The organism is Candidatus Chloroploca asiatica (genome assembly GCF_002532075.1).
GTDB classification, from domain to species: Bacteria; Chloroflexota; Chloroflexia; order Chloroflexales; family Chloroflexaceae; genus Chloroploca; species Chloroploca asiatica.
Genome location: NZ_LYXE01000099.1, coordinates 38419 through 53815 on the forward strand (window position 1 = coordinate 38419; position 15397 = coordinate 53815).

The 15397-nt window shown below is 62.0% G+C and carries 8 protein-coding genes; all 8 read right to left on the bottom strand.

Translation table 11 applies throughout. The annotated features are described in order from the left end of the window. Positions 1–83: 83 nt before the first annotated feature. Positions 84–1100 carry a phosphoribosylformylglycinamidine cyclo-ligase gene (gene purM, locus A9Q02_RS12965; protein WP_097653512.1) on the bottom strand — a complete coding sequence of 339 codons (1017 nt, stop codon included), beginning with the start codon at positions 1098–1100 and terminating at the stop codon, positions 84–86. Continuing rightward, complete coding sequence (gene hisG, locus A9Q02_RS12970) at positions 1093–2115, bottom strand: ATP phosphoribosyltransferase (protein ID WP_097653513.1); 1023 nt, start codon at positions 2113–2115, stop codon at positions 1093–1095. Before hisG ends, purM begins: the two co-directional genes overlap by 8 nt. A 4-nt stretch (positions 2116–2119) precedes the next feature. Further along, positions 2120–2923, bottom strand: coding sequence for a creatininase family protein (locus tag A9Q02_RS12975; protein ID WP_097653514.1), 804 nt, complete (start codon positions 2921–2923; stop codon positions 2120–2122). A 12-nt stretch (positions 2924–2935) separates the two neighbouring features. Continuing rightward, positions 2936–4402 carry an ATP phosphoribosyltransferase regulatory subunit gene (gene hisZ, locus A9Q02_RS12980; protein ID WP_245860534.1) on the bottom strand — a complete coding sequence of 489 codons (1467 nt, stop codon included), beginning with the start codon at positions 4400–4402 and terminating at the stop codon, positions 2936–2938. A 153-nt stretch (positions 4403–4555) separates the two neighbouring features. Then, positions 4556–4939: a hypothetical protein gene (locus A9Q02_RS12985; protein ID WP_141508881.1), complete on the bottom strand. Its 384-nt coding sequence runs from the start codon at positions 4937–4939 to the stop codon at positions 4556–4558. 113 nt (positions 4940–5052) lie between these two features. Further along, positions 5053–7497, bottom strand: a complete 2445-nt coding sequence (locus A9Q02_RS12990; protein ID WP_141508883.1) for a C25 family cysteine peptidase — start codon at positions 7495–7497, stop codon at positions 5053–5055. Beyond that, entirely contained in the window at positions 7494–8663 is a 1170-nt protein-coding gene (locus tag A9Q02_RS24630) for a hypothetical protein (protein ID WP_216361511.1), read from the bottom strand. The genes A9Q02_RS12990 and A9Q02_RS24630 overlap by 4 nt, the downstream gene beginning before the upstream one ends. A gap of 5 nt (positions 8664–8668) precedes the next feature. After that, positions 8669–15352: an SdrD B-like domain-containing protein gene (locus tag A9Q02_RS13000; RefSeq protein WP_216361512.1), complete on the bottom strand. Its 6684-nt coding sequence runs from the start codon at positions 15350–15352 to the stop codon at positions 8669–8671. Positions 15353–15397 lie beyond the last annotated feature (45 nt).

Sequence of the window (15397 nt, forward strand, 5' to 3'; positions counted from 1 at the left end):
GAAATGCGTGAAAACGACCAGCTTTGCTGGTCGTTTTCACGCATTTCGCTATCAGTGCTCACGGCGCTTGCTGTGGCGTTCCTTCAATCCACCAAGACAACTTCCGCCCGGTCGGTGATGACCCCAACGTGACACGCCTCGGGTACCGCCGCAAGCGCCGCAGAGACCTCTTCTGGGGCGAGCACGACGAGCATGCCCAGGCCCATGTTGAGGGCGTGATAGGCTTCGTGCTCGGCCAGGCGGCCCTGTTCGACCAGATAGGTGAAGATCGGCGGGATGGGCCATGTGCCACGCGTGATGGTTGCGCCCATGCCTTTGGGGAGGATGCGCGGCAGGTTGTCGAAGAGTCCGCCCCCGGTGATGTGGGCCAAGCCTTTCACCGTCACGGCGTTGCGGAGCGCCTCAACTTCGCGGAGATAACAACGATGCACCGCCAGCAGCGCCTCGCCGATGCTAGCGCCGCCGAGCACAGCAGGGCGGGCGGCGTAGCCATCGCGGGCCGCGATGCGCCGCGCCAGTGAGTAGCCGTTGGTGTGCAGGCCCGTCGAAGGCAACGCGAGCACCGCATCGCCCGGCGCAAGGTCGGTGCGGGGCAATAACTGTGCTCGTTCAACGACACCAACAATCGTCCCGGCCAGGTCAAAGGCCCCTTCCACATAAACATCCGGCATCTCGGCGGTCTCGCCGCCAAGCAACGCGCAGCCCGTCGCGCGACATGCCGTGGCGACGCCCTCGACGATTGTCGCGATCTGGACGGGATCGAGGCGGGCCGACGCGACATAATCAAGAAAAAAGAGCGGTCGTGCGCCTTGCACAAGAATATCGTTGATACAATGATTGACCAGATCTTGCCCGACCGTCTCGTACCGCCGAAGGGCCGTAGCGACGAGGGTCTTGGTTCCTACGCCGTCGGTACTGCTGACCAGCACGGGATCGCGTAGGCCTTGCAAAGCGACCCCGGCATCAAAACAACCGCCAAACGCTCCCATCCCGGCCAGTACCGCCGGGCTATGGGTCGAACGTACAGCTGCGCCCATCAACGCTTTAGCCATGGTTGCAGCCGCAAGATCCACTCCCGCATCACGATAGGTCTCAGACATCCTGGCGTTCCTCGCTAAGAGCCGTGCGCAGACGCACAAACGCCTCGCTTTCGGCTTTGAAGACGTGTTGCACCTGGACGGTACTGATGCTCACGGCACCAATGTTGCGCAGGTGTTGGACTGCGGGCAACAACTCATCCTGGGGCACCACAACATTGACGGCATACCAGCGCGGTGCCGCCTGTTCGGCATCGAATTTGCTCCAGACCGGGGCAATCGTCGGGCCTTGCAAGCCGGCGAGTTCCATGCGGGCAGTCACCTGGCGTCCAACGCTCTCGATCGACGCCCCGGGCAGGTTGGCGGTCAACGAATAGAAGAGACGCCCCTGGCGTCGGCCTTCGATCAATTCGAGCAACTGACGCACCAAGGCGAGCTTGCCTTGGTCATTGCGCAGCGTGCGCCGACTGCCCACCAACACCGCCTGTGAGCGCAAGATCGTGCCGCCGACGATCTTGAGCCGGTTATCGCGAATGGCCGTGCCTGTTTCGGTAATATCGGCAATAATATCGGCATAGCCCAGGCCAGGGGCCGCCTCGGTTGACCCTTGCGAGTCGATCAGGTCAAAATAGTTGATGCCCTGTTGATGACAGAAACGCCGGATAATCTCGGGGTACTTGGTCGCGATGCGCAAACGCCGCCCTTGCCCGCGCAACTCCATCGCCAGATCGGCGAGATCTTGCCACGAACTGACATCAACCCAGCCTTGCGGCACAGCAAAGACCAGTTCGGCGCGCCAGAAGCCAAGATCATCGTAGATCGTCAGCAAAGCGGGATCATCACCGCGTTGTTCCACCACCAGATCATACCCCGTAATACCGAGATCAATGCTGCCTTCGGCAACCTTTTCGACAATATCGGCAGGACGATGGAGCAAGACTTCGGTGTCAGGAAGGCCGCGGATCGTCGCGGTATACTGACGCGGATTCGCCCGTACAACCCGCAGGCCACAACTTTCAAGGAGGCTCAACGTCGCATCATAGCCACGGCCCTTGGAAGGAATCGCAAATCGCAGCATGGAATCATTCACCTTGCGTCAATGCGGCCCACCAGCGTGCAGTTACCTCTGCAGGATCACTACCATAGCGGGCAAGAAAAGCTTGATAACGCTCGTGGCGTTGTTCGTACAGGGCGATTAACTGAGCGGGATCATTGCGTTTCACGAGATCTTGTACCGCGACAACGATCCGTTCGACCGCAAGGTTCAGCGCACTGGTGCCAAGCGTTGCCGCTGCGGTATAGCGGGGATCGCGCCCAACGACCCCACTAGTCTCTGGTTGCAGGGGCTGATTGCCAAGCGTTTCAAGGTCAACCAGATCTGGCCGCAGGGCAAGCAAGAGCGAGGTTCCCCAGAGGCCACCGTGGTCAAGCATCGCTTCGTCGACCATGGTCAGCGGCGTGATCGCCAGGACAAGCACCTGATGCTGGTGCAGCGCACGTTGGGCCGCCTCCATCATGAACTGATCGTGGCTATAGCCGTAGTGACCATTGAGCAACACAATCACGCGCCATCCTGTGGCCGCCAATTGGGCCAGCAGATCATCGAGCACCAGATTGAGCGTCGTTGGGTTGAATGTGACATTATCGGGATGCGGAATACCATCACTAGCCCAGTTCATCGTTGGCAATAAGACGCCCCCGGTACGCTGCACGGCACGTTCTGCCATCGCTTCGATGACCAGCGTATCAAGGCCAAAGGGCAGATGAGGCCCGTGCCACATCAGACTCCCCCAGGGCAGATAGATCACGGGGATCGCAGCACGGATCGCGGCGAGTTGAGTCGGAAGCAGTTGATTGTAGCGACCCCAGGGGGGCTTTTCGGCCATTGTGCCCTCTCCTTAGCCTGCTTGGCCCATGCTCTCCAGGTCGTCGAGGCTGATCCGTTGCTCGTGATGCCGGGCCAGTTCACGCCAGACCAGCGTCTGGCTCGTGCGTTCTTCGTGACCGACGATCACTACCACATCAATACCCCGGCGTGCGGCATCGCTCAGATTGCGCCCCACGGCACGCCCACGCAGATCAACCGTGACAATCATGTTTTGGGTACGCAACTGCTGCGCAACCTGTTGCGCATAGCCGTAATCATCATCGGCAACCGGAGCCACCAGGACATGCTGGCGGCGACCGAGAGGAGGCTTGAGCTTGCTGGCGGCGACGACCCGTTCGAGGCCATAGGCAAAGCCAACCGCAGGAACGCGCCCGCGCCCACCGAGGGCGGCGACCAGATCATCGTAGCGCCCGCCACCACACAGTTGTAGCCCACTGGCATCATCAATCTCAAAGATCATGCCGCTGTAGTAGTGCAAGCCGCGCCCCAACCCGGCCTCAATCCGAATGTGTTCGGCGTCAAGCCCGTGCGCCTCGAGCAGTTCAACCAGCGCCCCCAGTTCCTGGTAGGCAGGTGCTTCAAGGTTATACGCGCTGAGCATCGCGGCCATGGCAGGCATCGCGGTCGCGGGTGGACCACTGAGGCTCGTCAAGTGGGTGAGGATTGTCAGGGCATGTTCAAGCGCCGCCTGTTCGTCGCGTCGGCGCAACTTGCGCAACAGGCGCGCCACAATCTCTTCAGGATGGCGCGTTCCCGTACTGAGGTCAAGTTCCATCATGCGCAGCGTCTGAAGCAACCAGGCGGCTGATTGGCTCTCGTCGATCCCGGGAGGCAACTCGAGTCCTGCCGGTATTTCGCTGTTATCCTCATGCAGCCGTTCGCGGATCGCCTCGGGGCCACGGGTGCGTAGGCGATCAAGCCCCCAGACCAGAATGCCCTGCGTACGTTCGGTGAGGCCGAGTTGGGCAAGGATTTCGCGCACGAGACCGACATGACCAATCAGCACACGGTAGTCGTTGATGCCCACAGCCTCGAGGCCGGCGCATGCCACGGCGAGTGCCTCGGCATCAGCGCGCGGGGCAGGGCCACCAATGATCTCGCCCCCGATCTGGGTAAACTGGCGATACGTGTGGCGTTGCGGGCGTTCATAACGAAAGACCGGCCCGCTATAACTCAGACGTAGCGGCAGGGGTTGATCCTGCAAATGGGCCACATAAGCCCGCAAGACTGAGGCTGTCCATTCAGGTCGCAGGGCAAGGTCGCGCCCACCAAAGCTAAACTCATAGACTTTGCCAGCCAGTTCCTCACCGAGTTTGCGTTGATAGAGATCGCGATGTTCAATAATCGGTAGATCAACGGGTGCATAGCCATACGCCTCAAGGATTGCCTCGATGTGCGAACGCACCCGTATGGCCTCACCCTGGGCAGCAGGAAGCAGATCACGCATCCCGCGAACGACCTCAAGCGTACCACTCACAGCATCTTCCTCTTCGCTAACGCGCTCACAGCCGCAAGAAGTATAGTACGGTTAGCTTTTCAGCGCAAGGGAAGCCGCTTGCTGTCGATTTTGCGTGTGGCAGTTGCCCGCGCCGCGCCTGCTGCTGGTTGATGAGGAGGTAGGGTCAGTGCCCTACAACCGATGAAAGACCTCGCCCCGCCCGTTCACCATCAGATAGCCATTGCGGGTAAGCAACATTGTGTGCTCGTCGCTCTGGGGGATCGCGACAGGACGGGCGACCATTACCTCGCCGTCGGGTAATTCGATGCGCAGAGTTGGCTGAACAGGCTCTTCAAAAGCCGGTTCGCCACTGGCAACCCGCCGGGCGGCCTGCCCGAGAACCTGCATCTGACGAACAACCAGACTTGTCACGACAACCACGGCTGCAATAGCGAGCCCAAGCGCTGCTGCTGGAAGAATGACGGCCAAGGTTATGATCAAAGCCGCAGTGAGGAAAAGGATGACTCCTGCGAGTTGCCCCCACTGACGAACAGAAGACGTGTATGATATATTCATTGCGCGACCCTTCGCTTTGCTCAGGGTGACACATTGTCACACCTCTGCTTGCTTGTCAGTATAGCAGGGTCGTGTTGTAGGGGTGCTAGCAAAGTGTTAGCAAAGTGTTGGCGTCAGCGGTTGACGACTGGTAAGAAGAGGCGGTTGTGCGGGGCCTCGTCATGATCATGAAGACGTACGTGCGTCAGTGGATCACCCAGCAGGAGATAGGTGAAGAGTGGGCCGGTGTTGAGGTCGCTGTTGGCGGCGAGGTTGTGCAGACTCGCCAGGGTCAGGGTGCCGAGGCTGGCCTGGTTGGATGGGGTTGCCCAGAGCGCTTCGAAGAAGCCCTGGTGAAGTTGGTTGTGTCCGTAGGAGACGCCAAAGCCCGCCGGTCCCCAGACGGCAATGGCGCCGCCGCGGGCCAGGACAAGGCGTTCATCAACGGTGGTGCCGCTGATGGCCGGGGTGGCAAAGGCGCTGCTCAGGCAGGTCATGGCTAGCACCACGGGCAGACGGTCGCGGTTGGTGAGTTGGTCAGGGTCGTAGAGCCCAAGCATCCACGAGTATTCGGCACTTGGGTCGGTGATGGCCCATTGCCAGGCGTGGCTGTGGCCGGTATAGACGAGCAGACTCGCGCCGTTGTTGAAAGCGGCGAGCGTTTGCTGACGCGCCTCAACCGCTGAGGCGTAGCCATTGGTGCCAGAGGGATCGTAGTAGACGCGTCGCACCTGCATCTGGGCAGGGAGGGCGTCGGCGATCGCTTCGGACTCAGCAGCAAAGTCGCCGGCGGTATCGGCGTCGTCGGCGATCAGGGCAATGGTCTGACGCCAGCCGTCGCCGACAGGAGCGGTATCGTACGCGATCAGTTTACCCACCAGTGCCTGCAACTCAGCTTCACTCTTGACCGGTAGCCGCCCAATCGCGAGCGTTGGCGTCTGTTGATTCCGTGGATCGTCGGTGGCAAGGCGTCCATAGCAGGTATCGCAGGCCGCCTCGCCAAGCCACGGGTCAACGTAGGCCAGGTAGGGTGGGATAATGTTGCGATTGAGGCTCCCGCGTTTTGTCCAGTCGTGCGGGTCAACGCTGCCGTCGCCCACGAGGATGATCATCGAGGGCGGATCGGGCCAGGTTGTTGTGAGATGGCGGAGAAAACGCCGGATTGCTTCGGGATCAACGGCCCCGTAGCTCCAGGCATCATAGATTGCTTCGCTCGACGCCGCCGCTACGCGGTAGCCCTGCGTCTGCCGATGCGCAAGCAGTGGCTCCAGTCTGGCGTGCCATGCTTCCGGGGCAATGTAGAGCGCGTCGAGGCTTTGTGGTGCGTTGATGGTCGTGGCGTGCCATGTGGTCACGGTGGGTTGGTGGAGGGTGCCAGGGCCGGTGATCAGGTATCTGCGGGCTTGCGGGCCGTCAATAAAGCTGGTGGCCGCCGGGTGCAGCCGCACCGGTGCAGCTGGTTCGCTTAGGTCGTAGAGGTTCCAGTTTGGGGGGAGACCGGTGAGTTGATAGCGCCAGTTCCCGCCGATGCCCTCAAAGAGGACACCCTGTTCCGCCAATTCGAGCCGCGCCGGACGCTCCCAGGTGATGGTGTCAAGCAGCGTGCCGACGGGTTGCTCGACAGCCTTGAGGCTCACGTGTAGCATTTCGTCTGTCTGAGCCAGATCATTGAACTGCTGTGTTTGGCCTTCTGTCCCTGGTTCACAGACGATGCCTAAGCCGGGAAGCTCCAGCGCGAAGCCGCCACAGTCTGGAGCCTCCCTTGCCCCCCACCCCCTGCCCCTCCCCCACGAGGGGGGAGGGGAGTTTTCCCGCAGCACTATCTGGTGATTGGTTCCCACCTCCCCCACCATCAACTGGTGTTCCCACACGCCTATTCCCGTCCAGGTGATGATGTCGGACTGGTTGGCGAGGGCGATGTGCAGATGCAAGGCACCGGTGGTATAACTCTGGCCGGTGACGGTCAGGCTCAGTGGGCCTGTCGCGGGTGGGAGAGTTGCGCCCAGCGGGAGCGCGATGGTATCGGGGCGCCCTGGTTCGGCGCGCAGGTCGCCGCTAAACCAGTGGTCATTGTCAGCGCCAGCGCGCCGTGAGTCGTAGCGTTGTGGAGTGTAGATCCGGCCTGTTTCGCGTGCCTCGGTGCGTGAGGGGGCCGTGCCTTCGGCGACGTTCCGCGAGGCTAGGCGTGGCCCAGTGGTCGCCTCGACGGTGAGCCAGTAGTGCGCGGTGAGATTCCAGCGATCGCCCGGTGGCGGCGCGTAGAAGCGGATGGTATCGGTTGGATCAAGGCGCTGGTCGCCACCGTCATCCACCTCCAACGGAATAGCACGCCCGGCGTGGCGGAGCCAGAGGCGGGTTGGATCAACGGCAGGATCGAGCCCTGCGGCCAACAAGGTTGCCCCGGTCAGGTGCTGCATACCCCCTGCGCTCACCGTGATGACCAGGGCTTCAGTCGTCGTGGGTGATTGAACGATCGTCTGGCTCGTGGTTGCTCCTGGGAGATTCAGGCTGACCAGCAGCACAGCGAGCAACCCAAATAGGGTGCGGTGCAGGCCGAGACGCCTCTGTTTGTGGATCAACGCCTCCACCGTAAGTATGCTCCGATCATAATGAGGCTCACAGCGAGCACATAGAGGCCCAGGCTGCCAGGGTTGGTCTGCGTAAGACCGGCATGGGGCAAAATGACCGAGATGTTGGGATTACCTGTGCCGGTGCCCGAGCCAGGAGGATCATATCCGCCCGTGCCTGGGCCAGAAGTTGGCCCCGTTTCGGCGGTTGGTTGCCATCCTGTGGCAAAGGTTGGCGTTGCCTGTGGCGTTGAGGTTGCCGGGACATCGGTGATAGGTAACAAGGCGGTCGGGATGGCCTCTTCGGTGGGTAGGATATCCTCGATAGGTAACAGGGTCGTTGGGATGGTCTCTTCGGTGGGCACGCTATCCTCGGTGGGCATGGTGGCGGTTGGCGTATTGGTGGGGGGCGGCACCTCAGTAGGATCGGGCGGCACGTCGGTGGCGGTTGGCGTATTGGTGGGGGGCGGCACCTCAGTGGGGGGCGGCACGTCAGTAGGATCGGGCGGCACGTCGGTGGCGGTTGGCGTATTGGTGGGGGGCGGCACCTCAGTGGGGGTCGGCACGTCGGTGGCGGTTGGCGTATTGGTGGGGGTCGGCACGTCAGTAGGATCGGTCGGCACGTCAGTGGGGGTCGGCACGTCGGTGGGGGTCGGCACGTCAGTGGGGGTCGGCACGTCAGTGGGATCGGTCGGCACGTCGGTGGGGGTCGGCACGTCGGTGGGGGTCGGCACGTCGGTGGGGGTCGGCACGTCGGTGGGATCGGTCGGCACGTCAGTGGGGGTCGGCACCTCGGTGGGATCGGTCGGCACGTCGGTGGGGGTCGGCACGTCGGTGGGATCGGTCGGCACGTCGGTGGGGGTCGGCACCTCGGTGGGATCGGTCGGCACGTCAGTGGGGGTCGGCACGTCGGTGGGATCGGTCGGCACGTCGGTGGGGGTCGGCACGTCAGTGGGATCGGTCGGCACGTCGGTGGGGGTCGGCACGTCAGTAGGATCGGTCGGCACGTCGGTGGGGGTCGGCACCTCAGTGGGAGGTAGTGGCTCACCGGTCTCCGTGAGTGACATCAACCCATCATCTGATGGTGTATTGGCAACAACCAGCCTCATGCTCCCGCTCATCACAATGATGATCAGGAGCATGAGGGCGAAGATGGAGGCAAAGGCAAAGTGTTTCATCACATCTACCGCATAATCAAAGGTAGGACGACACGGAAGCGCAGTTCACTCAGCGGCATGCTCGCCGTTGCCGGGCCGTAGGTCTTGAGTGTCCCATCGAGTTCACTTTCCTGCAGCCAGTAGTTGTAGCTGGTGCCTGGCACGGCCGTTGTGTCGGTCCAGCTGTAGGATGCTCCCATCTGCGGATTGCCGCGTGCCAGGATGGTTTGTTCGGTGATGCGCACGGCGTTGGCAGGATTGGTGTCGAGGCCCCGCAGGATGTGGAAGCCCCAGGTGGACTGTTCGGCGGCGGTTGTCCAGTTCAGGATTATGCCCGACAATGCCGGTGTTGCCGTGAACTGTACCAGATTGATCGCCGTCGGTGAGACGATGCCTGCCCAGAGGGTCAGGTTGACGTCACCCGGTGCGAGCGTGACGGCAATGGTTTGACCTGTCACCGGGTCGGTATTGCTGTCACCGCCGGGTACGGTAAAGGTGTAGCCCGGAGGCAGGTTGGTAAACCCGACCAGATAGGTTCCAGGGACGAGATAGTCGAAGCGATACAGGCCATTCTCATTAGTAAGAACGGTGATTGGGCGGCCATCTGGCCCAAGGACCGGCGTGCCATCGCCATAGTAGAGCGTAACGAGCACACCGGGGACGCCAGCTTCACCTGGGTCGCGGTAGCCATTGCCGTTGGTATCATACCAGATGCCCTGACCAAGCGACGCTGGGTGGAAGATGCCAAAGTCAAGGGTCATATTGCCGTTGTAGTCATCGCCATCCACGGCCTCACCTGGTTCGTGCTGGCTCCACAGGGTGATGGTACCACTACGGATGAGCGTCTCGCTCACCTGGGTTCCATTGTCATCGTCATCACGGTCGTCGTTCGGGCTGGGTGCCGGTTCGTAAGGACCCGTCGCGGAACCAGGCGACCCTGTGCTGCTGGTGAAGTCTTCGGGGACGATGATTTCAACCAGATAATCGCCAGGGACAAGTTGCTCAAAGCGATAGTTGCCTTGCGCATCGGTCGTCGTTCGGGCGATTGCTTCGCCGTCAGGCAGGCCGTCATTGGTGCGATCCGTGTAGAGCAGGACTTCAATGTTTTCTAGCCCTTGCTCGTCGAGATCGATCAAGCCGTTGTTATTGGTGTCTACCCAGACACGATCACCAACGGCGACCCGCTGGAAGAGACCGGCGTCGTAACGCTGATCAGACTGACCAGGTTCGAGGGTGATACGTTCGGTGCGACCAGTCAGTGGGTCGGCATCGCTATCCTGCGCGGCATCATCCCCTTGCCCTTGTTGGCTCAGTTCGTAGCCGGCAGGTGGAGTAAACTCGATGCTATAGGTTCCAGGATCAAGATAGGTGAATTGATAGATGCCGTCCTCATTCGTCGTTGTGGTGCGAATGACGGTGGTTCCATCCTCCCCAAACAGGGTGACGACAACATTGGCAAGCCCGGTTTCACCTACATCCTGCAAGCCGTTGGCGTTGCGGTCGAGCCAGACACGGTCCCCCAGTTGGGCCGGTTGGTAGATACCGGCGTCCCAGGTTAGGTCGCTGGTTGCCGTAGGCAGCGTGATCAGGCGCGTGAGACCGGTGCTTTGATCGGCATCGCTGTCAAGCGCTTCATCAGAGGTGCCACCGGTGATGCTGCGGACAAAGCCGTCGGGTAGACCAAAGCCAATGATGTAGCTACCTGGTTCAAGCTCGTCAAACCGATAGAGACCGTCATTGTCAGTGGTCGTGGTGCGCATGACCGTTGTTCCATCGGCGGCATAGAGCGTGACGGTAATACCGGCGACGCCGAGCTCACCCTCGTCCTGGACACCGTTGGCATTGCGGTCGTCCCATACCCGATCACCCAGGCTTGAGCGCTGGTAGAGCCCGGCGTCCCAGGTCAGGTCTTCGTCACCCGAGGCGAGGACGGTGCTGGACATCACGCCGGTGGCGTCGGCATCACTATCCTGCGTCGCGTCGGTGCCGACGTTCCGCTGGGTGAAGACGTAGCCGTCGGGCGCGGTGACGGTGACGGTGTAGGTCCCCGGGGCCAGCGTGGTAAAGGTGTAGATGCCGCTGGCGTCGGTGGTCGTGGTCAGCGTGACGGTCGCGCCGGCGCCGGTGCGCCCATCCAGCGTGACGGTCACGTCGGCAAAGCCGCGTTCGCCGCTGGTCTGGAGGCCGTCGCTGTTGGTGTCTTGCCAGACGCGGTCGCCGAGCGTGGCGGGCCGGTAGAGCCCGGCGTCCCAGGTCAGGTCGGTCTCACCCGAGGTGAGAATGGTGCTGGACATCACGCCGTCATTGCCCGCGTCGCTGTCGGCCTCTTCATCACCCTGGTTGCGGGCAGTGAAGAGGTAGCCGCCGGGCGCGGTGACGGTGACGGTGTAGACACCGGGCACCAGGTTGGTAAAGGTGTAGATGCCGCTGGCGTCGGTGGTCGTGGTCAGGCTGACCGTCGCGCCAAGGCTGTCGAGTCCGGTGAGCGTGACGAGCACGTCCGGTAGGCCGGGTTCGCCGTTATTCTGAATGCCATCGCCGTTGGTGTCTTCCCAGACCAGGTTGCCGATGCTGGCCCCGCGGTAGAGTCCGGCGTCCCAGGTTAGGTCGGTCTGGCCGGAGGTGAGCGTGATGCCACTCATCACGCCGCTGGCGTCAGCGTCGGAGTCGCCGGTCGGCTCGCCGATGGTCGGTTGGGTGACGACGTAGCCGTCGGGTGTCGTCACGGTGACGGTATAGACCCCGGGCACCAGATTGGTAAAGGTGTAGATCCCGGTGGCGTCGGTGGTCGTGGTCAGGTTGACCGTTCTGCCGAAGCCGTCGACCCCGGTGAGCGTGAGCGTCACATTGGGCAGGCCGGGTTCGTCGGCGTCCTGCCGCCCGTTGGCATCCAGGTCGTCCCAGACGCGGTCGCCGAGCGTGGCGCGCTGGAAGAGGCCGATGTCCCAGGTCAGGTCGGTCTGGCCCGAGGTGAGCGTGATGCCGGTCATCACGCCGCTGGCGTCGGCGTCACTATCGGTCGCGTCGTTGCCGACGTTCGCGGTCGTGACCTCGTAGCCGGTGGGCAGGGTGGCGGTGACGGTATAGACGCCTGGTACCAGGTTGGTAAAGGTGTAGATCCCGTTCGCATCGGTCGTCGTGGTCAGGTTGACGGTCGTGCCGAAGCCATCGACCCCGGTGAGCGTGAGCGTCACATTGGGCAGGCCGGGTTCGTCGGCGTCCTGCACGCCGTTGGCATTGAGGTCGTCCCAGACGCGGTCGCCGAGCGCGGCCCCGCGGTAGAGCCCGGCGTCCCAGGTCAGGTCGGTCTGGCCGGAGGCGAGGATGGTGCTGGACATCACGCCGGTGCTGTCGGCATCACTATCGCGTGTCGCGTCATTACCGACGTTCCGCTGGGTGAAGACGTAGCCGTCGGGCGCGGTGACGGTGACGGTGTAGGTCCCCGGGGCCAGCGTGGTAAAGGTGTAGATGCCGCTGGCGTCGGTGGTCGTGGTCAGCGTGACGGTCGCGCCGGCGCCGGTGCGCCCATCCAGCGTGACGGTCACGTCGGCAAAGCCGCGTTCGCCGCTGGTCTGGAGGCCGTCGCTGTTGGTGTCCTGCCAGACGCGGTCCCCAAGCGTGGCGGGCCGGTAGAGCCCGGCGTCCCAGGTCAGGTCGGTCTCACCCGAGGTGAGGATGGTGCTGGACATCACGCCGTCGCTGCCCGCGTCGCTGTCGGCCTCTTCATCACCCTGGTTGCGGGCCGTGAAGAGGTAGCCCTCGGGCGCGGTGACGGTGACGGTGTAGACACCGGGCACCAGGTTGGTAAAGGTGTAGATGCCGCTCGCGTCGGTGGTCGTGGTCAGGCTGACCGTCGCGCCAAGGCTGTCGAGCCCGGTGAGCGTGACGAGCACGTTGGACAGGCCAGCCTCGCCGTTATTCTGGACACCGTTGCCGTTGGTGTCTTCCCAGACCAGGTTGCCGATGCTGGCCCCGCGGTAGAGTCCAGCGTCCCAGGTTAGGTCGGTCTGGCCTTCTGTCAACGTCACGATGACAGTCTCGCCGCTATTCTGGTCGGCATCGCTATCACGTGCTCCATCCTCACCCTGACCTGGCTGACTGAAGTAGTAGCCCTCAGGCCGGACAAAGGTCAGCACGTAGTCGCCTGCCCCCAGGTTAGTGAAGAGATAGGTTCCACTGATGTCGGTGGTGGTACTGATCAGGAAGCTGCTTGGATCGCCTGCTTGAGAGAGTTCAACGGTGACGTTGCTCAGCCCTGGTTCACTGGGATCCTGGATACCATCGGCGTTACGGTCAAGCCAGACGAGGTCGCCGAGGCTGGCCGGTCGATAGAAGCCAAAGTCCAGCGTCAGGTTGTTTGTCGTGCTGATGGTGACTGGCAGAGTGTTGACATGGCCGTTGGCGTCGGTTGTGCCGTTGTCGTCATTGTCAACGCCATCATCAGGATCGGGTGTGGCTGCCCCTTCGTATGGCCCGGTGGCGCTACCATTGCTGCCCGTGCTTGAGCTAAAGGCTGGCAGGCTCGCGGTGGCGGCGAGTACACCCGCGCCACTGAAGTTGCTATTGAGCACACGGACAAGATAGCTCCCGGCGGCGAGGTCAGTAAAGGTGTAGTTCCCAGTGGCATCAGTGGTCTGATCGTCCACCTGTGCGCCGCTAATGTGGGTGGCACGGGTCGTTCCATCAGCCAGGAAGAGCCGCAGGGTCACGCCTTCAAGCCCGGTTTCGCCATTGTCGAACAGGCCATTATTATTGCGGTCGTTCCAGACCTGGTTGCCCAGACTGTAGGCTCGCACGATGCCAAAGTCAAGCGTTGCATTGTGGGTGCTGCCAGTTGTGCTGAGCACGAGCGTATTGCTGATTCCGCCTGGTGTGAGCGTGAAGGCATTGCTTGTGGCGGTGTCAGGTGTACTGCCAACCCCGTTATCGTCGTCGTTGAGGTTGTTATTCGGGTCAAGGGTTCCTGCGGTGTCGCGTGTACTGACATAACCCTCAGGTATCGTGATGCGAACCCGGTAGTCGCCCTGGCTTAGCCCAGTGAAGGTGTAGGTTCCACTGACGCCGGTGGTCGTCGTCAGCAGGATCGTCTCGCCACTCGCTGGCAGCAGGGCGATGGCAAGACCGGGGAGGCCGGTCTCGTCACCATTGCGCAGGCCGTCGGCCAGGATGCCACCGACCCCAAGACCATCGTCAAGCCAGACCTGGTCGCCCAGGCTTGCGGTGTAGAAGCCGAAGTCAAGTGTCAGATCACTATTTTGATCGAGGATCGGTGCTGCATTCGGTGCAGAACCGGAAGTTCCAGGCTCATTGCGAGGTGCCTGGCCGGTCACAACCTCAACTGGCGCACTCAGCACGCCCGCACCATAGAAGCCGGTGCGCTGGTGCGTGCCACGATCCTGGCGATCGCCAAGCCCGATGGTCGTCTCGGTCAGGGTGCCAGTCGCATCAATCGTCGTGCCGCTGCTATGGTAGCCTGCAAGGGCGGCACCGGTGGCAAACTGGCTCGCAGGAATTCCGATCACGTATTGCCCCGGATAGAGCGGTAAGGTATTGGTGAGCACCACCCCATTGCGACGGGTCTGCTCAGTGAAGAGGTAAAAACCATCGGCGTCGGTGGTTGCCTCGGCGATCCAGGTCTGCTCATCGTCCGTCAGTTGCCCGTCACGGTTGGCATCGAGGAAGAGTTGCACGGTGACGCTGGGGACACCCGTGGCCGAGCCGAGGGTGACGCCGTCACCATCGTTGTCACGACCATCATTGTTTGTATCGTAGAAGACCCGATTGCCCAGACTGATCGGCGGGAAGGTGACCGGCGTGGTGATCGTCGTCGTCGGTGTGGGCGTTGTGCCATTGGTGCCATCATCGGCGATCTGGGCCGTATTGACCACCTGTTCAACGCCAACGGGCAACGGATTGTTGATTTGCACCACAAAGGTGAGGTTATCGCTTGCCCCTGCGTTCAACGTCGTCGCACGAGTATAGACACAGGTATTGCCGGCCTGAGGGCCATCGGCGCAAGACCACCCAGCGCTACTGCCAGTGCTGACAAAGCTCGTATCGGCAGGCACCGTCTCGGTAAGCACGACGCCGGTGGCATCCTGGTTGCCGGTGTTGGTGTAGTGGAGGGTGTAGGTAATCAGACCACCCGGCTCCACTGTGATGCCCTTGTCGGTCTTGGTGATGGCGAGATCGGGTGCGGCCTCAACTGGCGTTGTCTCGATATTCGAGTCTGAGCCAGTATGATTGCTGCTGCCGATCCTGGCGGTATTGGTGATCGTGGTGACCCCTGCCGGCAGCGTGCTCGCGACGCGCACCACGAAGGTACGGGTCAGCGTGGCCCCTGCATTCAGGTTGCCGATGGTGAAGGTACAGCTACTGTCAGCCTGCCCACCGTTCGGGCAGATCCAGGTCGCACTACTCCCCGTAGCAACAAAGCTCGTATTGGCGGGCACGGTCTCGGTGATGACGACGTTCGCAGCTTGCTGGTTGCCGGTATTGGTCACTGTCAGCGTGTAGGTGATCAGGTCGCCTGGCTCGACCGTGATGTCGTCGTCGGTCTTGGTGATGACGAGATCGGGCGCGGCGGTGACGGGTGTGGTCTCGTCGTCCTCGTTATTCGACGGGGTCGGGTCGGCACCATTGCTGCCATCGTCGGCGATGGCGACGGTGTTGGTAATCGTCGTGACGCCAGCGGGCAGGCTTGCATCCACCTGCACCACGAAGGTGACGGTGCCAGTGATGTTGACGGCGAGGTC

Excerpts from the sequence above, each read along its gene's own strand:
- hisG (WP_097653513.1), bottom strand. The coding sequence starts at position 2,115 with ATGCTGCGATTTGCGATTCCTTCCAAGGGCCGTGGCTATGATGCGACG.
- A9Q02_RS24630 (WP_216361511.1), bottom strand. The coding sequence starts at position 8,663 with ATGAAACACTTTGCCTTTGCCTCCATCTTCGCCCTCATGCTCCTGATC.
- A9Q02_RS12985 (WP_141508881.1), bottom strand. The coding sequence starts at position 4,939 with ATGAATATATCATACACGTCTTCTGTTCGTCAGTGGGGGCAACTCGCA.
- A9Q02_RS12975 (WP_097653514.1), bottom strand. The coding sequence starts at position 2,923 with ATGGCCGAAAAGCCCCCCTGGGGTCGCTACAATCAACTGCTTCCGACT.
- purM (WP_097653512.1), bottom strand. The coding sequence starts at position 1,100 with ATGTCTGAGACCTATCGTGATGCGGGAGTGGATCTTGCGGCTGCAACC.